Source organism: Thermococcus sp. JCM 11816 (genome assembly GCF_055396515.1).
In genome coordinates, this window is the sequence record NZ_AP043741.1 from 780,628 (window position 1) to 798,734 (window position 18,107).

20 protein-coding genes are annotated in these 18,107 nt (G+C 53.1%); 12 read left to right on the forward strand and 8 right to left on the reverse strand.

Annotated elements, in window-relative coordinates; genetic code table 11:
• Positions 1–101: 101 nt before the first annotated feature.
• The 3 genes from ACZ5TN_RS04385 to ACZ5TN_RS04395 all read left to right on the forward strand — a co-directional run bounded on the left by ACZ5TN_RS04385 (position 102) and on the right by ACZ5TN_RS04395 (position 3,959).
• A complete protein-coding gene (locus ACZ5TN_RS04385; protein ID WP_464917501.1) occupies positions 102–1,502 on the forward strand; it encodes an L-aspartate oxidase in 1,401 nt (466 codons plus the stop codon).
• 62 nt (positions 1,503–1,564) lie between these two features.
• Positions 1,565–2,473: a quinolinate synthase NadA gene (nadA, locus tag ACZ5TN_RS04390; protein ID WP_054840060.1), complete on the forward strand. Its 909-nt coding sequence runs from the start codon at positions 1,565–1,567 to the stop codon at positions 2,471–2,473.
• Positions 2,474–2,648: 175 nt separating this feature from the next.
• Positions 2,649–3,959 carry a sodium-dependent transporter gene (locus ACZ5TN_RS04395; RefSeq protein WP_464917263.1) on the forward strand — a complete coding sequence of 437 codons (1,311 nt, stop codon included), beginning with the start codon at positions 2,649–2,651 and terminating at the stop codon, positions 3,957–3,959.
• Here the strand turns inward: ACZ5TN_RS04395 and ACZ5TN_RS04400 are convergent.
• The 5 genes from ACZ5TN_RS04400 to hypD all read right to left on the reverse strand — a co-directional run bounded on the left by ACZ5TN_RS04400 (position 3,950) and on the right by hypD (position 9,128).
• Positions 3,950–4,645: a 6-hydroxymethylpterin diphosphokinase MptE-like protein gene (locus ACZ5TN_RS04400; RefSeq protein WP_464917264.1), complete on the reverse strand. Its 696-nt coding sequence runs from the start codon at positions 4,643–4,645 to the stop codon at positions 3,950–3,952. The genes ACZ5TN_RS04395 and ACZ5TN_RS04400 overlap by 10 nt on opposite strands.
• Positions 4,642–5,106, reverse strand: coding sequence for a Mut7-C RNAse domain-containing protein (locus ACZ5TN_RS04405; RefSeq protein ID WP_011249247.1), 465 nt, complete (start codon positions 5,104–5,106; stop codon positions 4,642–4,644). The genes ACZ5TN_RS04400 and ACZ5TN_RS04405 overlap by 4 nt, the downstream gene beginning before the upstream one ends.
• 65 nt (positions 5,107–5,171) lie before the next feature.
• Positions 5,172–5,720, reverse strand: a complete 549-nt coding sequence (locus ACZ5TN_RS04410) for a DUF4125 family protein (RefSeq protein WP_011249246.1) — start codon at positions 5,718–5,720, stop codon at positions 5,172–5,174.
• On the reverse strand, positions 5,713–6,633 hold the full coding sequence (locus ACZ5TN_RS04415; protein ID WP_464917265.1) for a glycyl-radical enzyme activating protein: 921 nt from the start codon (positions 6,631–6,633) through the stop codon (positions 5,713–5,715). The genes ACZ5TN_RS04410 and ACZ5TN_RS04415 overlap by 8 nt, the downstream gene beginning before the upstream one ends.
• Positions 6,634–6,668: 35 nt before the next feature.
• Positions 6,669–9,128, reverse strand: coding sequence for a trans-4-hydroxy-L-proline dehydratase (hypD, locus tag ACZ5TN_RS04420; protein ID WP_464917266.1), 2,460 nt, complete (start codon positions 9,126–9,128; stop codon positions 6,669–6,671).
• A 142-nt stretch (positions 9,129–9,270) separates the two neighbouring features.
• Here hypD and ACZ5TN_RS04425 point away from each other — a divergent pair, with 142 nt between their 5' ends.
• A complete protein-coding gene (locus tag ACZ5TN_RS04425; RefSeq protein WP_011249243.1) occupies positions 9,271–10,020 on the forward strand; it encodes an MBL fold metallo-hydrolase in 750 nt (249 codons plus the stop codon).
• Here ACZ5TN_RS04425 and ACZ5TN_RS04430 read toward each other — a convergent pair.
• The 3 genes from ACZ5TN_RS04430 to ACZ5TN_RS04440 form a co-directional block, all read right to left on the reverse strand.
• Positions 10,011–10,208 (reverse strand): hypothetical protein, encoded by a 198-nt coding sequence (locus ACZ5TN_RS04430; RefSeq protein ID WP_464917267.1) that lies wholly within the window; start codon positions 10,206–10,208, stop codon positions 10,011–10,013. The two genes, ACZ5TN_RS04425 and ACZ5TN_RS04430, sit on opposite strands and share 10 nt — an antisense overlap.
• The gene (locus ACZ5TN_RS04435) at positions 10,169–11,188 is read right to left on the reverse strand and encodes an ATP-binding protein (protein ID WP_464917268.1); all 1,020 of its coding nucleotides are present in this window, start codon (positions 11,186–11,188) and stop codon (positions 10,169–10,171) included. Before ACZ5TN_RS04435 ends, ACZ5TN_RS04430 begins: the two co-directional genes overlap by 40 nt.
• A gap of 75 nt (positions 11,189–11,263) precedes the next feature.
• A complete protein-coding gene (locus ACZ5TN_RS04440) occupies positions 11,264–11,380 on the reverse strand; it encodes an ATP-binding protein (RefSeq protein WP_232500590.1) in 117 nt (38 codons plus the stop codon).
• A 100-nt stretch (positions 11,381–11,480) separates the two neighbouring features.
• On the opposite strand from ACZ5TN_RS04440, the gene ACZ5TN_RS04445 reads away from it, so the two are divergent.
• The 8 genes from ACZ5TN_RS04445 (at position 11,481) to argC (ending at position 18,106) form a co-directional block, all read left to right on the forward strand.
• On the forward strand, positions 11,481–12,044 hold the full coding sequence (locus tag ACZ5TN_RS04445) for a nitroreductase family protein (protein WP_011249239.1): 564 nt from the start codon (positions 11,481–11,483) through the stop codon (positions 12,042–12,044).
• 225 nt (positions 12,045–12,269) lie between these two features.
• Entirely contained in the window at positions 12,270–13,355 is a 1,086-nt protein-coding gene (gene lysS / locus ACZ5TN_RS04450) for a homocitrate synthase (RefSeq protein WP_011249238.1), read from the forward strand.
• Positions 13,352–14,494, forward strand: coding sequence for a 3-isopropylmalate dehydratase large subunit (locus tag ACZ5TN_RS04455; RefSeq protein WP_011249237.1), 1,143 nt, complete (start codon positions 13,352–13,354; stop codon positions 14,492–14,494). Before lysS ends, ACZ5TN_RS04455 begins: the two co-directional genes overlap by 4 nt.
• The gene (locus ACZ5TN_RS04460) at positions 14,491–14,982 is read left to right on the forward strand and encodes a 3-isopropylmalate dehydratase small subunit (RefSeq protein WP_011249236.1); all 492 of its coding nucleotides are present in this window, start codon (positions 14,491–14,493) and stop codon (positions 14,980–14,982) included. Before ACZ5TN_RS04455 ends, ACZ5TN_RS04460 begins: the two co-directional genes overlap by 4 nt.
• The gene (locus ACZ5TN_RS04465) at positions 14,970–16,013 is read left to right on the forward strand and encodes an isocitrate/isopropylmalate family dehydrogenase (protein ID WP_011249235.1); all 1,044 of its coding nucleotides are present in this window, start codon (positions 14,970–14,972) and stop codon (positions 16,011–16,013) included. Before ACZ5TN_RS04460 ends, ACZ5TN_RS04465 begins: the two co-directional genes overlap by 13 nt.
• A 94-nt stretch (positions 16,014–16,107) precedes the next feature.
• Positions 16,108–16,269 carry a lysine biosynthesis protein LysW gene (lysW, locus tag ACZ5TN_RS04470; protein ID WP_011249234.1) on the forward strand — a complete coding sequence of 54 codons (162 nt, stop codon included), beginning with the start codon at positions 16,108–16,110 and terminating at the stop codon, positions 16,267–16,269.
• A gap of 26 nt (positions 16,270–16,295) precedes the next feature.
• Positions 16,296–17,117, forward strand: a complete 822-nt coding sequence (gene lysX / locus ACZ5TN_RS04475) for a lysine biosynthesis protein LysX (protein WP_011249233.1) — start codon at positions 16,296–16,298, stop codon at positions 17,115–17,117.
• Positions 17,114–18,106 carry an N-acetyl-gamma-glutamyl-phosphate reductase gene (argC, locus tag ACZ5TN_RS04480; RefSeq protein WP_464917269.1) on the forward strand — a complete coding sequence of 331 codons (993 nt, stop codon included), beginning with the start codon at positions 17,114–17,116 and terminating at the stop codon, positions 18,104–18,106. Before lysX ends, argC begins: the two co-directional genes overlap by 4 nt.
• The last annotated feature ends 1 nt before the right edge of the window (position 18,107 follow it).

The window sequence follows — 18,107 nt, forward strand, 5'->3', positions numbered from 1 at the left end:
CTTTACGTTTGTAAACCCAATGACCTCAAGCCAGATGGTTTGATTTCTGCCCTTCCAAGATGTTTTTAAGCTAACACTCAAACTCGATTCAGGTGGGATCAATGACCTCGGTTGGAATCATCGGCGGCGGTATCGCGGGGCTTACGGCCGCGCTTTCCTTGGCGAAACTGGGTTACGAGGTAACGCTCATCCACACGGGTATAAACACGACCAATTCCTACCTGGCTCAGGCAGGTATTGCCTTCCCCCTCCTCGAAGGGGATTCAATAACTGCTCACGTGATAGACACAATGAGAGGAGGAAAATACATCAACGATAAGGAGACAGTCTGGAACGTGATATCAAAAGCCAGCGAGGCTTACGACTTCCTCCTCTCCCTGGGCGTGAAGTTCGAGACCAACGAGACGGAAGGCGGACACTCTTTTCCGAGGGTTTTCACGATAAAAAACGAGACCGGAAAGCACCTCACCAAGATACTCTACCTCCACGCAAAGGAGGGGGGAGTTAACTTCATCAAAGGCGAAGCCGAAGAGCTGGCAGTTAAGCACGGAAAAGCCTACGGGGTCTTCGTGAACGGAGAGTTCCTAAAGTTTGACGCGACGATTATTGCCTCTGGCGGGTTCACAGGGCTTTTTAAGTACACAGCAGGTTCGCCGACGAACCTCGGAACGCTCATCGGAGACGCCGTAATGAAAGGCGCTTTTGCAAGAGACCTTGAGTTCATCCAGTTCCATCCAACTGGGTTCATTGGAGAAAATGGAGTTAAGCTTATCAGCGAGGCTGTTAGGGGAGCGGGTGCCCGGCTCGTAACCGAAGATGGGAAGCGCTTCGTAAACGAGCTTTCCACGAGGGACATCGTGGCGAGGGCGATCTACCTGAAAATGCAGGAAGGAGAGAGAGTATTCCTCGATGCTACTGGAATAGCGGACTTCAAAAAGAAGTTTCCCCAGATTTATGCCTTTCTCAGAAAGGAAGGAATCGACCCTTCAAGGGATTTGATACCCATTGCGCCGATAGCCCACTACACGATAGGCGGGATAGCAGTTGACACATGGTACAGAACTGGAATCAAAAATCTCTATGCAATCGGTGAAGCGGCAAGTAACGGTTTTCACGGGGCCAACAGGCTCGCGAGCAACTCCCTGCTTGAGTGCATTGTTTCAGGCCTTGAAGTAGCCAGGACGATAGTGAGGGACAAACCGAAGGGCAGAGAAGTGAAAGAACCCCCTTATCACGGATACGAGACTGGAGACATTGAATCACTGAGGGAAATCCTCTGGGAGCACGCGGGCATAGTTAGGAACGAGAGGACACTCAAGGAGGGCTTGAAAAAACTGAGAGATGTTGAAGCCGACCCGAGGCTCAAGCTCCTGGTTAGGGGTGTCCTTGAGTGCGCTCTGGCCAGAGAAGAGAGCCGTGGTGCCCACTACCGTGAGGACTTTCCGGCTATGAGAAAGGAGTTCGAGAGGCCGAGCTTCTTCGACGGCAAGTGCAGGCTATAACCAAGGGTGTCCAAAAACCCTTTTAATGTCCTTTTCCATGCCCCCACTGTAGGGGTGAGAAAATGGAGAAGGAAAAGCTCATCGAGGAGATAAACCGGCTGAAGGAGGAACGGAACGCGATAATTATGGCCCACAACTACCAGCTGCCGGAGATACAGGACATAGCGGACTTCCTCGGAGACAGCCTTGAGCTCGCGAGGAAGGCGGTAAACATTGACGCTGACGTGATAGTCTTCGCGGGCGTTGACTTCATGGCTGAAACCGCGAAGATACTCAACCCCGAAAAGACGGTTCTCCTGCCCACCCCAAGGGCGACCTGCGCGATGGCCAACATGCTCACCATAAAACACATCATTGAGGCCAAGAAAAAGTATCCAGATGCTCCCGTCGTCCTCTACGTGAACAGTTCAGCGGAGGCGAAGGCCTACGCCGACGTTACCGTTACCTCCGCAAACGCCGTGAAGGTGATCGAAAAGCTTGATTCGGATGTCATAATCTTCGGCCCGGACAAGAACCTCGCCCACTACGTCGCTAAGGTCACTGGAAAGAAAGTCATCCCCGTCCCTCCCAACGGCCACTGCTACGTTCACAGGAAGTTCACGCTGGAGGACGTTGAACGTGCGAGAAAACTTTACCCAAACGCCAAGCTCATGGTTCACCCGGAGTGTGAGCCGGAAGTGCAAGAACAGGCGGATATAATCGTCTCAACCGGCGGGATGATAAAGAGGGCCTGCGAGCACGACGAGTGGGTTGTCTTCACGGAGAGGGAGATGGTTTACCGTCTCCAGAAGCTCTATCCGAGCAAGAAGTTCTATCCCGCAAGGGAAGACGCCACATGCATTGGGATGAAGGCGATAACCCTCAACCACATTTACGAATCACTGAGAGACATGAAATACAGGGTAGAAGTCCCGGCGGAGATCGCAGAGAAGGCGAGAAAGGCAATAGAGAGGATGCTGGAGATGAGCTAATCTCACTTCTTTTTGATTCTACATTTACCAAAGTGGAACAGTATCCATGTAATTAAACCACAATGTTTTAATAATCGGGAGACTGAGGGGAGTATTCTCGAACAACGAGCAACCGATTGTTTTAAAAATACCCTTTTAGAGAGGTTAATTTATAACAACATATCGGGGATTAACGATGGGGGTAAGACTAACCACAGCTTACTTAGCCATAGTCGTTGGCGCCTACATGGTGGGCCTCGGGAATATATGGAGATTTCCAGCTCTTCTCATGAAATACGGTGGAAGCGGACTCATCACATATTTGATTTCCGTGGCACTCTTGACGATCTTGATAGCATCAGTATTGAAAGTGGCCCACGTCGAAGTCGGAGGTATCCTGGAGCACTACGAGAGACTCAACTTCCCGGCGTTTACCCTTTTCTTCCTCGTGCTCAACGTACTGTTTATGAGCTACTACTCCACAGTGGGAGGATTAGCACTATCCGGTCTCATCACCAACAGCGCTCCAGAAAACATCCTGTGGAAGCTTCTAAGCTCGTTGGCATTTATCCTCATAGTCTTTGTCATCCTGATAGCCGGGAAGAAAAGGGTATTCGACATCATGGCGATTTCACTCCTCGTATTTCTTGCCCTTGTGGGTTTTGTCATATTCGAGATGTACTCATACCTCGGAAGTGGGGGCGAAATCCTTGGCCCACTTAAGAGTCTGTTCACATGGAAAGGGTTTACAATTGAGATGATCACGGACATAATGGCTCAGGCCGCCTACTCGCTGGGAGTTGGCCTGGGTTTTTACCTCATTTTCGGGTCTTTCCTACCCAAAAAAGCATCTCCAGGCTTAATAGCGGTTGCTGGTGCTGTTATTGACACCTTAGCCTCCTTTATGGGGCTTGCCCTGTTTCTTCTGGTTTCGGCCATTCTTCCAACCGCCCTCATCACAAGCACGGGCATAATATTTGAACTAACTCCCTTAATCCTGAGCAAGTACCTCCAGATGCCCCTCCTGAAGATCGGGTTCAATTTGACGGTGCTTTTGGTGGCGATAACCAGCATGGTGCCCCTGGGAGAAGTAGCGGGAACGGTTTACGCAAAAATAACCGGGTTGCACAGAATCGATGGGATGATAGCAGTTTCTATCATGATGATATTCTTTGGTACCCTGAACGTACTCCTCTTGAGCTACAACATAGACGCTGTTCGGATTCTTGACAAAACCATTGCAATACTCCTGTTCTTCGGGACAGTGATAGAAGCGTTTGGAATTATGCAGAGCAACGTGTCCCCGATCTGGAAATACAGTGGATACATCGTTTCTTGGATTGTAGGATTGTTTGGAGTCTATTATCTTGCAGTATCAATAAAGGAGCATAACTACGTCTCTATCATTGTTGTTCTGGGCATATTCCTGCTGGTCATAGCAAGCAATAAGCCCATCAAAAACAGGATGAGAATAGCTAGGAGGCGGCAGTATTTTAACTACAGATAAACCAGCCTGGCTCTTCCATTTTTTTCCAGCCACTCGAGGAGTTCCTTCGCGAACTCGAACTTTTTCCTCTTGCTCTCCCAGACTGGGGAGTGCTCTTTGAGGTGCGGCTTGCTCCATCTTCCGACAACGTTCCCAAAGTCAAAGCCAACAAGCACAACCTCCCTAGCCCCAAGTTCTTCAGCTAAAAACGCGGCCCTGTCCCCGTCGGTGAAGCCGCCAAAGTTGTAAACTATGTCGAGCGGCTCGGTCTGGGTCGTGCCGAGCACTCTGGAAAAGAGCGGAACGTATGACGTCATCTTATCAACGTTGTCTCCATGGGCATGGACGACCATGAAGGAACCCCTGTCGTTAGCTATTCTTAGGTCCGGAATTCTGCCGTCGAGGTCGGTAACTATAATATCGGGCACGAGGTCGTTTTCAAGGAGTGCGGAGGTAGCCCCGTCGGCCGCTATCAGAGTTCCATCCGAGAAATCGAACTCTTTCAAAGCTTTTTCAAGGCTCGGGCCAGCCCCGAAGACGTAGGCCTTTTTTTCAACGACGGCTTCAAGCTCATCCCGAAGGATGTATTCATCACCTTCAAGGAGCAGAGCACGGAGTATTTGGGCGGCTTTTCTGTCCTCCTCGATTGAGTAGCCCATCTCGCGAACAATCCGAAAATAGAACGGCTTCCAGTCTTCCCACCTCATTTCAATCCCCTCAGCTTCCTGTCAATTCTAAGCATCTCCCTCCACTGCCTCCCGGGCCAGTAAATCTGCCCGCAGTTTTTGCAGACGTAGAACTCCTCGTACCGCTCATAAACGCTCTCCGGAACTTTGCCCTTTACCTCTTCCTTTGGAATCCTCACTATCAGGCCGTTACACTTGGGGCATCGAGCATTGGCTGGAAAGAGCTCTCTAAACTCGACTCCAAGCTTTTTCAGCTCCTCAACCTGACCCTCAAGAGAGTTCGAGGAGAGTAGAAAGACCCTCGCCCCAGCAGTCCTCGCCCTCTCGGCAAGGCCAGAGTCGCGGGTGAGTATTATCCTGTCATCTTCAAGCGCTTTCCTAATGATTACCTCATCCTCAACTATCCCGTAGAGGGTGTCATAGCCGTAGAGGCGGAGCCATCTCGCCAGGCGACCGAGCATCATGTCGGCGATGAACTTCATTCACCTTCCCCTGAAATGTTAGAAAGGAAAAATAAGGAGTTTTCGATCGGGACCCCCTTTAAAAATCACTTCTGAAGAGCGCGCTTTTTGAATTTCTCCTCAACCTCCTCCAGTGAGGAGTAGCCCAGCCTTGAGAAGGTGTAAAGATAGCTCTCCAGAGCGAGGTTTCTTCCAGCTTCCTTCGCCCTCTCCACATCCTCAAGGTATCGCTCCAGGGTTTGAACTGAAAACGTGGAGAGCTCACAGGCGAGATACCTCTGAAACTCCGGCTTGTTTTCTATAGCATGGGGATATTTCCCATGCAGCTCTTCAATCCAGGACTTTTCTATCTGGACTATCCTCTCTATCAACCCCCTCTTATCCTCGGGGATTCCCATCCTGCCCTCCATGCACGCGTATTTCTCGTATAGCGGATTCCTCCCCTCTTTTTCCGCCTCTATTAGATCGTCCAGATAGGAAAGCAGGGTCTCCAGGGAATACGGGTAAAAGCGGGATATGCGCATGAACTTGAACGTCTTCTCCCTCTTGCACTCGGGGTTCGTGGGCTGCAGCCTTTCAAAAAACCGGTACTCCCTCTCCGCTATCTCCTTGAGAACTTCCATTTTATCATCCACCCCTCACCACCTCCAGGCCTATTTCCTCAAACTCTTCGGCGATGCGTTTCATGGTCTCCTCCGAAGGCTTCTCACGGGTGGGCATCCTGTATTCCATCCCCAGTCGTCTGTATTTCTCACTTACATCATGGAATGGGAGAAGGTGAATCCGCTCGAATCCGCCAAGGGAGGAGACGAAACGGGCCCAGCCGCTGACGTTCCTCTCCGTGTCAGTGATTCCAGGAATCACTGGGAAGCGCAGAAGCACATCTTTGGCTCGCCCGATTTTAACGAGAAATTCGAGGTTCCTCTTGATGATTTTGTTGCTTACGCCAGTATACTTTATGTGCTCTTCCTCATCAAAGAGCTTGAGGTCGTAGAGAAACACATCCACAAGTGGCTCAACTTTCTTTAAAACGTCCAAAGGTGCATATCCCGAAGTATCCAGTGCGGTGTTGATGTGACGCTCCTTAGATGCCTTCAAGGCCTCCACCAGGAACTTTGGCTGGAAAAGCGGCTCTCCTCCCGAGAATGTAACCCCCCCACCAGAACTGTCGTAGAGGTTGACATCCCTCTCAACTTCCTTCATGAGTTCATCGACAGTGATTGTCCTTCCTACGAGCTTCAAAGCACTCGTTGGACAGAACTCCGCACACACACCGCATACGTCGCATTTTTCCCGGTCTATGTGCTGAACCTCGTTCTCGTCGAAGGTGATGGCTTTGAGGGGGCAGACGTTAACGCAAGTGTGGCAGTGGATGCATTTGTACTCAAGGTACATAAGCTGGGGCCTCGGCGATATCCCCTCGGGGTTATGGCACCACCAGCACCTCAATGGACAGCCCTTCATGAAAACCGTCGTCCTGATTCCAGGGCCGTCGTGGATTGCATAACGCTTTATGTCGAATATAATCCCCTTTACCAATTTGAACACCCCTAATGAGCTGTTACACTCAAAAAGTTAAAGGATCAAAGGAGCTCCTGCTCGGTTCTCTGAACTATCTCCTCCTGCAGCCCCTCCGGAAGGTTGACGAAGTAATCACTGTAGCCCGCCACCCTCACCATCAAATCCTGGAAGTCCTGAGGCTTCCTCTGGGCCTCCCTGAGGAGCTCAGCACTCACAACGTTGAACTGCACATGGTGGCCACCAAGCCTAAAGAACGTCCTTATCAGCTGCGCCAGCTTCTTGATGTTCTCCTCACTGTCAAAGATGTCGGGCGTCAGCTTCTGGTTGAGCAACGCTCCCCCTGTCTTGTCCCAGTCGCACTTGGCAACGCTCCTGAACACTGCAGCTATACCCTTCCTGTCCATCCCCTGGACCGGTGAGACTCCCTCTGAAACCGGGAACCCCGCCTCCCTGCCATCGGGCGTTGCTCCCGTGACCTTCCCAAAGTAAACGTGAACAGTCGTCGGGAGGAAGTAAGCCCTCTTTGATGCTTTCCTAACCGGAGAAGGTGGATAGCTCTCGATGAGGTCAACAACCTCATCCACGACTCTCTTGGCTATCTCGTCGACGTAGTCATCGTCGTTTCCAAACTTGGGAGTTTTATCGGGGTTGCGGAGTATTTCCCTCATAATCTCATAGCCCTTCCAGTTGTTCTTCAGCGCCTTGAGAAGCGCGTCCATTGTGAAAGTCTTCTTGTCAAATACGTGGTACTTTATTGCAGCGAGGCTGTCCGCGATAGTTCCCAGACCAACCACCTGGATGTACTGGGTGTTGTACCTCGCTCCCCCACAGTTGTAGTCCTTAGCCTTCTCAACGCAGTCCTCTATCCACAGAGATAGGAACGGGACCGGAAGGTACTTGGCATAGAGGGCCTCTATTATGTCGTTGCCCTTCATCTTTATGTCGAGGAAGTGCTTGACCTGCTTCATGAAGGCCTCCCAGAGCTCCTCAAAGCTCTTGAAGTCCCTCGGGTCGCCGGTTTCAAGGCCAATCTTCTTGCCAGTTCTTGGATCAACGCCGTTGTTGAGGGTTATCTCGAGGATTTTTGGCAGGTTGAAGTAGCCGGTGAGTATGTAGGCTTCCTTCCCGAAGGCTCCGCTCTCCACGCAGCCGCTCACTCCCGAAGTCCTCGCATCCTCAAGGCTCTTACCCTGCCTGAGCATCTTCACTATGACGCCGTCGAAGTTGAAGAACGGCGGCTCGCCGAATCCCGGCCCAACCACCTTCAGGGCTTCAATGAGGAGGCGGTCAGGGTTCTTCTCGCTCACCAGCACGGCAGTGTTTGGCTGCAAAGTCCTCATCTCGCCGAGGACTTCAAGAATCAGATAGGAGAGCTCATTAACTCCATCGGAGCCGTCCTCCTTCAGTCCGCCAACGTTGAGCTTTGAGAAGTCGTTGTATGTGAAGCTCTCCTCCGCAGTCACCCCAACCTTCGGAACGGCAGGCTGGTTGTTGAACTTGAGCCAGAAGCACTGGAGGAGCTCTTTCGCTTTCTCCCTCGTAAGCCTTCCCTCCTCTATGTCCTTCTTGTAGAAGGGGTAGAGGTGCTGGTCCATCCTGCCGGGGTTGAATGAGTCCCACGGGTTGGTCTCATAGGTGACTCCCACGTGTATGAACCAGTAGTGCTGTAAGGCCTCCCAGAAGGTTCTGGGGGGATGAGCGGGCACCCACCTGCATATCTCGGCCATCTGCTTCAGCTCTTCTTTTCTCTTGGGGTCGGTCTCCTCCTCCGCCATTTTCTCCAGCTTTTCAGCGTATCTCCGGGCGTAGATTAAAATCGCATCTGCAACGATGTCCATTGCCTTAAGCTCTTCCATCTTCTCGTAATACTCAGGGTCGCTCGGGTCGAGTTCCTCCATCTTCCTCCTGATCTCCTCTTTGATGTCGAGAACGCCCATCTTGAAAATTCTCTCGCCACCCGCAGTGTGTCCCGGAGCCCTCTGCTCCATGAACTCCGTCCAGACGCCGGCTTCGTAAGCATCAATCCACTCCTGGGGCAGGTTCTCGAAAATTATGTCCCTCATCGCCCTTCCTTTCCAGAAGGGGATTATCTCCCTCTCGTAGAGTTCTTTAGTCTCCTCATCAACCCTGTATGGCATGTTCTCCCTTGAGTTCAAAATTTCAAGGTCCTCTATGCTGTGAACGGTGATTTCAGGATAAGTTGGAACCTCTTTAACGCCAGTGCCCCTAATCCCGACGATGAGCTGCCCGTCTTCAACAGGTAGGCTACAGTGCTCGAGGAGGTACTTGAAGGCAAGCGCCCTCTGAACTGGGATCGATTTTCCCTTCGCCAGGTCGCTCTTGTAGAACTCGGTTATCAGCCTCGCCCTCTCAGAAGAGATTCTCACCTCAGTGTTCACGCTTTCTTCTCTGAGTTTAGCGACCCTCTCGTTTATGGGCCTTATGGAGGAGCGCCTCCTCTCGAGCTCCTTCTCTATTTTGCCATGGCTGTTTGTACAACATGTCTCAATAGCCTCACTCATTAACAACACCTCGAACAAAACTGATGCTCAGTGTTAATAAAAGTAGTGATTCACCTGAAGTGGTACTTTAGTGCACAAAGATGTAAGCAATGTTTATAAGGAGGGGCAAAGTTTTATAGCCATAAAATATGGGTGATGGGAGATGCTAGTCTACTTCATCGGCACCGGCGGTAGCGAGGGAATTCCTGCCCATCTCTGCACCTGCTCCTCCTGCAACGAAGCTCGAAAGTTCGGCTTCGCCCAGAGAAGGCCCTCAACGCTCGCCGTAGTCACTGAAAATCGAAAAACAGTTCTCTTCGACGTTGGGACGGACATAAGAGACTTCCTCAACGTCCCCCTTGAGGCTATTTTCCTGACCCACTGGCACCACGATCACATCTACGGCCTCTACAAGCTCCGCTGGATGGCGATGGAGACCGAACTCTACGCGCCTGAGGGGCAGGCCGACGCGCTGATTCTCAACGAGCCAAAGAACCTGAAACCAAAGACTCTGAAGCCCATGGACAGGATAAAAATCGACACTCTAAAAATCACCGCCTTGAAGCTCAACCACCAGGTAGAAACCCTCGGTTACCTAATAGAAGAGGACGGAAAGAGTTTTGCCCTGCTCTATGATACTAAAGGCCTTCCGGAAGAGACCTGGCAGGTTTTGAGGAAGAAAGCCCCCTTGAGGGGAGTAGTTGTGGACGCCACCTATCCGCCGGGCTTTAATGACCCCTACCACAACAACGTGGATGAAGCAGCAGAAATAGGCCTTCAGCTGGCGGAGAGAACCGTTCTGAGCCACATCTCCCATAAGAACCTGCCTTTCCTTGAGCTCGTTGAATATGTGAGAAAAAGGTGGGGGAACAAGGTTCTGGTAGCGTACGACGGGATGGTGTTCTACGTCTGAGAGCGGAGGTTTTTGAAATCTCCAAGATCCCAGGTTGGATATCCCTCTTTCCTTAGTTCCTCCTTTCCAGCTACCTTCCTGGCGATAAGCCCGTAGTCCGTCTCCCAGCCGTCCAGACCCACCAGTGTTGACTTTCTCACAAGGTCTTTCAGAATTCCCTTCCGCTTCCCTTTCCCAGTTCCTTCCACTTCACCTCGATGAAAAGCGCCTTCTTCTCCCTTTCGTTGAGGGCAACGAGGTCAATCTCCTCTTTCTTGTGCCACCAGCGGCCGATTTTGGTGAATCTGAACGGGAGCCCGTTGGTTTTGTTCAGCTCGAGCAAAAACTGCCTTGATATCTCTTCAAAGGCCTTCCCAACGTAGGTGTTGAAAGCCTCCCAGTCCATTTCAAAAGTTCCAATCTCTACCCTTCCCCTGTTTGGTTTTACAAAGCGGAACCAGAACTCAAAGAAGCGGTCTTTGAGGTAGTAGCGCGCTTTTCTGCTCCTCTTGCTCTCAGTTACTGGAACTTCCCGCCTCACAAGGTCAAGAGAAATGAGAGTCCTCAGGTACTTGGGCATGTCCTTTGCTTCTATCCCAGCCCAATGGGCGATCTCGCTCAACCTGTGCTTCCCGCTCGCCATTGCTTCAAGGATTATGTAGTAGCGGTGTACTTCCCTAAGCTCCTCCCGGAGAATGAATTCAGGCTCTTCATACAAGATGGAAGTCGACGAAAACGCAGTCTCTAAAAGCTCCCTCCCAAAGTCATCGCCTCGGAAGAGTCTGAAGTACATTGGAACGCCGCCTGTGACGGAGTAAATCTTAACAACTGTCTCAACGGGCTTATCCCTGAAGTATTCTGCCACGTGGAAGAAGCCGAGGGGTTTCAGCTTTAGCTGGGCCGTTCTTCTCCCGTAGAGCGGATTGGTGTACCCCATCAGACCCTCCATCAGACCCAGGAGGGAGCCGCCCAGTATCAGAAAGAACCTGTCATCGAGTTTCTCATCTATTATCGCTTGAAAAACGGCAGGAGTGTTTTTGTCTGCCAGTAGCAGGTATGAAAACTCGTCTATGACGACCACCAGCCTTCGGGGCGCCTTCAGCTTTATCAACTCAAAGGCCCTTCTGAAGCCCCCCACCTCAACATCGGGGAGACCGAGCATCTCGGCAGCCTCTCTGTAGAATCGCATCGCGTTAGTTTCGAGCCCTCCCCTGTCCGCTAAAAAATAGACTGCCTTCTTCCCGGCAATAAACCGCTTTATCAGTTAGGTCTTTCCAACGCGCATGCGCCCGTAAATTATCAGCACTTCTTTTTTGCCGGAGCGAGGGAGTCTCTCCAGAAAAGCCAGCTCTTCCCTGCGGTTGACAAACATTATCCTCATCAGGATAATCTTTGTTGGCATAAAATTTAAAGGTTTTAAGAGCCCTCACACTACCCCGCAAAGCTTTTTTGCAGAACACTTAAGATGGTATGGTGATCAAATGCGCGTCCTCGAGCTGGCTAAAAATAGAAAAACCGTAAGAAAGTTCCTACCCGATAAACCGCCAAAGGAAGACATCCTCAAGGCCATAGAAGCTGCCAAGGAAGCCCCTTCGGGAATGAACGCCCAGCCCTGGAAGTTCGTAATCATAGACGACCACTGGCTGAAGGCTAAAATCCGCGAGGTCTGTGAGGAGGTAGAGAAGAAGTTCCACGAGAAAGTCTCCGGTGAGCTGGGAGAGTGGCTAAAAGAGAAAGGGTTTACTCCCGAAAAACCTTTCCTGAGCGAGGCACCGTATCTGATACTCGTCTTCGGACACACTAAAGCTCCCTACTGGCTCCAGTCGACGTGGACAGCCATTGGATACCTCCTTTTAGCGCTTGAGGAGCTCGGCCTGGGAACGGTGACTTATACACCACCGAACCCCAAGCCGGTGGAGGAGCTTCTAAATGTCCCAAAGGACTACAAGCTCCAGACTATACTCCCGGTAGGTTATCCCGCCGATCCAAAGCCAAAGTACGAGAGGAAAAAGCTGGAAGATGTAGTGAGCTTCAACGGGTTCTGAGTCTTTCTCTTTTCTCCTTGATATTTGTAAAGTTAGCAATTTGCACAATGCCAACATTTCTGAATTTTGCCGAAATTTAATCGACTAAAACAAGTTTTTAGAGAAAAATTTTTCTATTTTTTCGATTTTTGAAAAATTTGTTCGACAAAACTTCAAAATTGCCGAAAGATTTATATACCCTCCCTCACACGGCTGAGTGGGTGATGCATATTAAGCGGTGGAATAATGGTGCTGGATTCAACGCTCAGGGAAGGGGAGCAGACACCCGGGGTAAACTTCAGCCCGGAGGACAGGCTTAGAATAGGAATCGCCCTCGATGAGGTCGGAGTCGATTTTATAGAGGCCGGCCATCCGGCAGTAAGCGGGGAGATCCTTGAGGGGATACGCCTTCTCGCTTCCCATGGCCTCAACGCGAACATTCTGGCGCACTCAAGGGCCCTGAGGAGCGATATCGACCTCGTTCTGAAGGCCGAAGCAGAATGGATAGGTATCTTCATGTGCCTCTCTCAGAGGTGCCTGGAAAGGAGGTTCAGGACGGATCTCAGCGGAGCCCTCACCAGGGTCGAGGATGCTATTCTATACGCCAAGGACCACGGGCTGAAGATCCGCTTCACACCGGAGGACACCACGAGGACGGAGTGGAAGAACCTCACAGCAGCTCTGAACCTCGCCAGGGAGCTCAAGGTCGACAGGGTGAGCATAGCGGACACAACCGGAGCCGCTCATCCCCTCGAGTTCTACGACCTCGTCAAGCGCGTCGTCGAGTTCGGGATTCCCGTAAATGTGCACTGCCACAACGACCTGGGATTGGCCCTGGCAAACGCGATAATGGGAATCGAGGCCGGGGCTACGCTGGTGGATGCCACCGTTAACGGAATTGGGGAGAGGGCAGGGATAGTCGACCTGTCCCATCTTCTGGCGGCGCTCTACTACCACTACGGGGTCAAAAAGTACAGGCTGGAGAAGCTCTACTCGCTGAGCAGACTCGTGAGCGAGATAACCGGCCTTCAGGTCCAGGTCAACTACCCCATAGTCGGCCAGAACGCCTTCACACACAAGGCCGGCCTGCACGTTTCGGCGGTCGTCAGGGATCCGTCTTTCTACGAGTTCCTTCCGGCTGAAACATTCGGCAGGGAGAGGACCATCTACGTCGACCGCTTCGCAGGCAGGGAGACGATACGCTTCCATCTATCCAGATTCGGAATCCACGACGAGGAGATAATCGAAGAGCTCCTCAGGAGGGTAAAGGCCTCAAGGAGGCCCTTCACACCCGAGATGCTGGCCGAAGAAGCGAGGAGGATGATGACATGACGCTCGTTGAGGAACTTCTCGGAGCCAAAACCGGTGAGGTCGTCGTCAGGGAAGTTGACCTCGTTTACGCGCACGACGGCACGATGCCCCTCATAATAGAGGCCTTCAGGAGGAACTTCACAAGGGTTGTGCCGAGAACGTACGTTTTCTTCGACCACGTATTTCCAGCCCCAACGGTCAAGATAGCCAACCTCCAGAAGGAAATCCTGGAGTTCGCGGGGGAGCAGGGGATTCCGGTGATTCAAGGTCAGGGGATATCGCACCAGCTTGCCGTCGAGATGGGCCTGGCAGATAACGCCAGGATAGTTGTAGGCGCTGACAGCCACACGCCCACATTGGGGGCCCTTGGGGTTTTCGCCGTTGGGATAGGGGCCACGGATACAGCCGTCGTCATGGGGCTCGGAAAAACCTGGTTCCGCGTTCCCGAGAGCGTTTCGGTGGTCTTCGAGGGAAGGCCCGGAAAAAACGTCATGGCGGCCGATGCGATGATACACATCATCACCGCTTTGAGGGACTTCGAGATGAACTACAAAGCTATCGAGTTCTTCAACGTCCCCTTCAGCTTTGACGAGAGACTAACTCTCACCAACTTCAGCGTCGAGGCCAACGCCAAGACCGGAATCATCGGGGAGGAGTACAGCGGGGACGGCTACGTCCTGGAGCTCGGGATAGACCTCTCATCCCTCCCGCCGATGGTGGCGAAACCACACCATCCCTCGAACGGCGTTCCCGTTGAAGAGGTCGAGGGGACGAAGATAGACCAGGTTTTCATCGGCTCGTGCACCAACGGCCGCTTCGAGCAGATTGAGAGGGCAGCAGAGATACTCGCCGGGGAGGAAGTCGCGGTCAGGACGATAATAGGGCCAGCATCGGCCAACGTCTACCGCAGGATGATCGAGACAGGCATTGCAAAGGTTCTGATAGATGCTGGGGCGGTCATACTCCCACCGGGCTGCGGCCCGTGCCTCGGAAGGCACATGGGTGTTGCAGGTGATGGCGACGTTATTCTGAGCACTACAAACAGGAACTTCAGGGGAAGGATGGGCTCGCCCAACTCCGAGATCTATCTTGCCAGTCCGGTAACCGCTGCCCTCAGCGCCCTCTATGGAGAGATAACAACCCCGGAGGGAGGGGCATGATAACGAGGGGAAGAGTGTGGCGCTTCGGGGACAACGTTTCGACCGACACGATAACCCCCGGGAGGTACAACCTCACGAAGGATCCGGAGGAGCTGGCAAGGATAGCCTTCATAGAGGCCCGCCCCGAGTTTTCAAGGGAGGTAAAGCCGGGGGACGTTGTTGTAGGCGGGAGGAACTTCGGGATAGGCTCCTCCAGGGAATCCGCTGCCCTCTCGCTCAAAGCGGCGGGAGTTGCGGGGGTTATAGCGGAGTCATTCGGAAGGATATTCTACCGCAACGCCGTGAACCTCGGCCTTCCCCTGCTCGTCGGCGACACGAGCGGGCTCAGGGACGGAGAGGTAGTCGAGGTGAACTGGCGGACCGGTGAGGTGAGAACCGAGAACGGAGTTTTCCACTTCAAACCGCTCGACGGCTTCCTGCTCAGGATCGTCGAGGAGGGAGGAATACTGAGCTTCATAGCGAGGAGGGGTGACCTGTGTATAGAGTAGCCGTGATCCCCGGCGATGGAATAGGGCCAGAGGTCATAGATGGTGCGGTGAGGGTCTTGAAAGCCGTAACGGGCAGGGTAAGGTTCGAGTACTACGAGGGCGGCGTGGATGTTTTCCAGGAGTGCGGGAGCCCAATCAGGGAGGAGGACCTTGAGGAGATAAGGAGGAGCGACGCGGTTCTATTTGGAGCTACCACGACTCCCTTCGACCTTCCTGGATACAGGAGTTTAATACTCACCCTCAGGAAGGAGCTCGGCCTCTACGCCAACCTGAGAATAATCCCCGACCTTAGAACGGGAAGGGAAATCGTCATAGTCAGGGAGAACAGCGAGGGCCTCTACTTCGGAATAGGCGCGGTTGTGAACGGGAGAGCTGTAGACGTCAGGCTCATCACGAGGGAAGGTGCCGAAAGAATAGCCCGCTTTGCCGTGGAGCAGGCCAAGGCCAGGGGGAGCTTCATAACCTTCGTCCACAAGGCCAACGTCCTCACAGGCGACAAGTTCTTCAGGAGGATAGTCAGGGAAGTGGCGGGGGAGGAGGGCGTTGAAGTCAGGGATGCCATAATCGACTCCTTCACTATAAAGCTCGTCAGGAACCCCTGGGAGCACGGAGTAATTCTCAGCGAGAACCTCTTTGGCGACATACTGAGCGACCTCGCCACAGTTCACGCGGGCAGTATAGGTATCGTTCCCAGCGGGAACTATGGGGACGGAATAGCGCTCTTCGAGCCGGTCCACGGTTCTGCCCCCGACATAGCTGGAAAGGGGATAGCCAACCCCATAGGGGCCATACTGAGCGGTGCGATGCTCCTCGACTACCTCGGACTTGACGGCTCGCTCATCAGGGCGGCTGTGAGGGGCTACGTTGTGAACGGAGAGCTAACGCCGGACATGGGCGGAAGGGCGAGGACTGAGGACGTCGTCAGGGGAATAATCGGCGAGATAGAGGACCTTCTGTCTATGGATGAGGTCTGGCGGGATGAGATCAGGCTGAGCAGACTGGAGAGCGACATAAGCCGAATGGCGGGGTGAGTGTTGCATCCGTAACTTGAGCTTTAAAGCGGATTTCATTTGTTACGAAGCCTTTAAGTTCCCGATATGCGGCGAAGAATGGAGGTGGGGAAGAATGGTGGAATGCCCTGTATGCGGAAGTGAAATAGAGATCGGAGAGGTCGAACTGCACCAGATAGTCGAATGCCCGGTTTGCGGAGCGGAGCTTGAGGTTGTGAGCCTCGAGCCCCTAACATTAGAGGAGCTCCCCGAGGTCGAGGAGGACTGGGGGGAGTAACCCCTTCAATTTTTTTGGTGGTGGTGATGAGGATAGGGATCACCTACACGGTTCTCAGAAGGGAGGAAATGGCCATAAAGGAGAGGGCCGGCGAGTTTGGGGAAGTGGTTATGCTCCACGAGGACGACCTGCTCTTCCCCGGGAACTACGACCTCGACGTCGTCATAATAAGGAACGTAAGCCACTTCAAGGCCCTCTACACAGCCAGGCTCTTCGAGAGCGAGGGGATTCCGACAGTTAACTCCTCCAGGCTCATCTTCGAGGCAGGTGATAAACTGTTCGCCACTCTGAGGCTGGCCGGGAAGGTTCCCGTTCCCGAGTGGAAGGCCGCTTTGAGCGAGGGAGGAGCCCTGAGAGTTCCGGATTCCCTCGGCTATCCGCTCGTTTCAAAGCCGGTTTTTGGAAGCTGGGGAAGGCTCCTCGCGAAGGTGAACGACAGGGACTCGCTGGAGGCCGTCCTGGAGCACAGGAAGTGGATGAAGAACCCTCTCTACGGAATCCACTACTTCCAGGAGTTCGTGGAGAAGCCCGGAAGGGACATAAGGAGCTACGTCATAGGAGGGGAGTTCGTCGGGGCGATTTATCGCTATTCCAACCACTGGATAACGAACACAGCGAGGGGCGGCAAAGCGGAGCCCTGCAGCGATCCCGAGGTCGAGGAGCTCTCGGTTAAGGCCTGGGAGGCCTTCGGCGAGGGAGCTTTGGCTATAGACATCTTCGAGAGCGAAAAAGGTCTCCTTGTGAACGAGGTCAACCCCAACATGGAGTTCAAGAACGCCGCCAGGGTCACCGGCGCTGACATGGCCGGAAAGCTGGTGGAATACGCTGTGGAGGTGGCTAAGACATGATAAAGGCCGCGGTTGTCGGTGCCAGCGGCTACATTGGTGGGGAACTAGTCAGGCTTTTGGCCATGCACCCCGAGGTCGAGATCACGGCTATAACATCGAGGCGCTTCGCCGGCCAGAAGGTACACAAGGTTCATCCCAACCTCAGGGGACTCGACTTACGCTTCACCAACACCAAGGAGTTCGATGCCGACGTTATCTTCTTAGCGGTCCCCCACGGGACCTCGATGGAGATAATAGACGACTACCTCGGGAGCGCGAAGATCATAGACATGAGCGCGGACTTCAGGCTGAGGGAAGATCTATACAGGGAGTACTACGGCGAGCACAAGAGGCCGGAGCTCATAAAAGAGTTCGTCTACGGTCTCCCCGAGCTCCACAGGAAGGAGATAAGGAAGGCCGAGCTGGTCGCAAACCCAGGCTGCAACGCGACCGCCACGATCCTCGCGCTCTACCCCTTCAGGGAGCTCACGGATGAGGCGATAGTCGATCTCAAGGTTAGCTCATCTGCGGGGGGAAGGAGGGAGAACGTGGCGAGCATACATCCGGAGAGGAGCCACGTCGTCAGGGTATACAAGCCCTACCACCACAGGCACGAGGGCGAGGTGATCCAGGAGACCGGGGTTAAGGCGGCCTTCACCGTCCACTCCGTTGACATCATCAGGGGACTTCTTGCCACCATCTACTTCCGCTTCGAGGGGAGCACGAGGGAGCTCTTGAGGAAGCTTTTGGTGTACAAGGATGAACCCTTCGTGAGGCTCGTTACCGACAAAGGCGGCTTCCAGCGCTTCCCAGATCCGAAGTACGTTATAGGGAGCAACTTCGCGGACATAGGCTTTGCCTACGACGAGGAGAACTCCAGGGCGATAATATTCTCGGCCATAGACAACCTCATCAAAGGCGGTTCCGGGCAGGCGGTTCAGAACATGAACCTGATGTTTGGACTCAACGAGAGGACCGGTCTGAACTACTACCCGGTCTACCCCGTGTGAG

What these genes read in the sequence shown, in the direction of transcription:
- ACZ5TN_RS04425 (WP_011249243.1), top strand. Translation starts at nt 9,271, where the DNA reads ATGCTAGTCTACTTCATCGGCACCGGCGGTAGCGAGGGAATTCCTGCC.
- hypD (WP_464917266.1), bottom strand. Translation starts at nt 9,128, where the DNA reads ATGAGTGAGGCTATTGAGACATGTTGTACAAACAGCCATGGCAAAATA.
- ACZ5TN_RS04440 (WP_232500590.1), bottom strand. Translation starts at nt 11,380, where the DNA reads ATGAGGATAATGTTTGTCAACCGCAGGGAAGAGCTGGCTTTTCTGGAG.
- nadA (WP_054840060.1), top strand. Translation starts at nt 1,565, where the DNA reads ATGGAGAAGGAAAAGCTCATCGAGGAGATAAACCGGCTGAAGGAGGAA.
- ACZ5TN_RS04455 (WP_011249237.1), top strand. Translation starts at nt 13,352, where the DNA reads ATGACGCTCGTTGAGGAACTTCTCGGAGCCAAAACCGGTGAGGTCGTC.
- ACZ5TN_RS04435 (WP_464917268.1), bottom strand. Translation starts at nt 11,188, where the DNA reads ATGCGATTCTACAGAGAGGCTGCCGAGATGCTCGGTCTCCCCGATGTT.
- lysS (WP_011249238.1), top strand. Translation starts at nt 12,270, where the DNA reads ATGGTGCTGGATTCAACGCTCAGGGAAGGGGAGCAGACACCCGGGGTA.
- ACZ5TN_RS04395 (WP_464917263.1), top strand. Translation starts at nt 2,649, where the DNA reads ATGGGGGTAAGACTAACCACAGCTTACTTAGCCATAGTCGTTGGCGCC.
- argC (WP_464917269.1), top strand. Translation starts at nt 17,114, where the DNA reads ATGATAAAGGCCGCGGTTGTCGGTGCCAGCGGCTACATTGGTGGGGAA.
- ACZ5TN_RS04385 (WP_464917501.1), top strand. Translation starts at nt 102, where the DNA reads ATGACCTCGGTTGGAATCATCGGCGGCGGTATCGCGGGGCTTACGGCC.
- ACZ5TN_RS04445 (WP_011249239.1), top strand. Translation starts at nt 11,481, where the DNA reads ATGCGCGTCCTCGAGCTGGCTAAAAATAGAAAAACCGTAAGAAAGTTC.
- ACZ5TN_RS04405 (WP_011249247.1), bottom strand. Translation starts at nt 5,106, where the DNA reads ATGAAGTTCATCGCCGACATGATGCTCGGTCGCCTGGCGAGATGGCTC.
- lysW (WP_011249234.1), top strand. Translation starts at nt 16,108, where the DNA reads ATGGTGGAATGCCCTGTATGCGGAAGTGAAATAGAGATCGGAGAGGTC.
- lysX (WP_011249233.1), top strand. Translation starts at nt 16,296, where the DNA reads ATGAGGATAGGGATCACCTACACGGTTCTCAGAAGGGAGGAAATGGCC.
- ACZ5TN_RS04400 (WP_464917264.1), bottom strand. Translation starts at nt 4,645, where the DNA reads ATGAGGTGGGAAGACTGGAAGCCGTTCTATTTTCGGATTGTTCGCGAG.
- ACZ5TN_RS04460 (WP_011249236.1), top strand. Translation starts at nt 14,491, where the DNA reads ATGATAACGAGGGGAAGAGTGTGGCGCTTCGGGGACAACGTTTCGACC.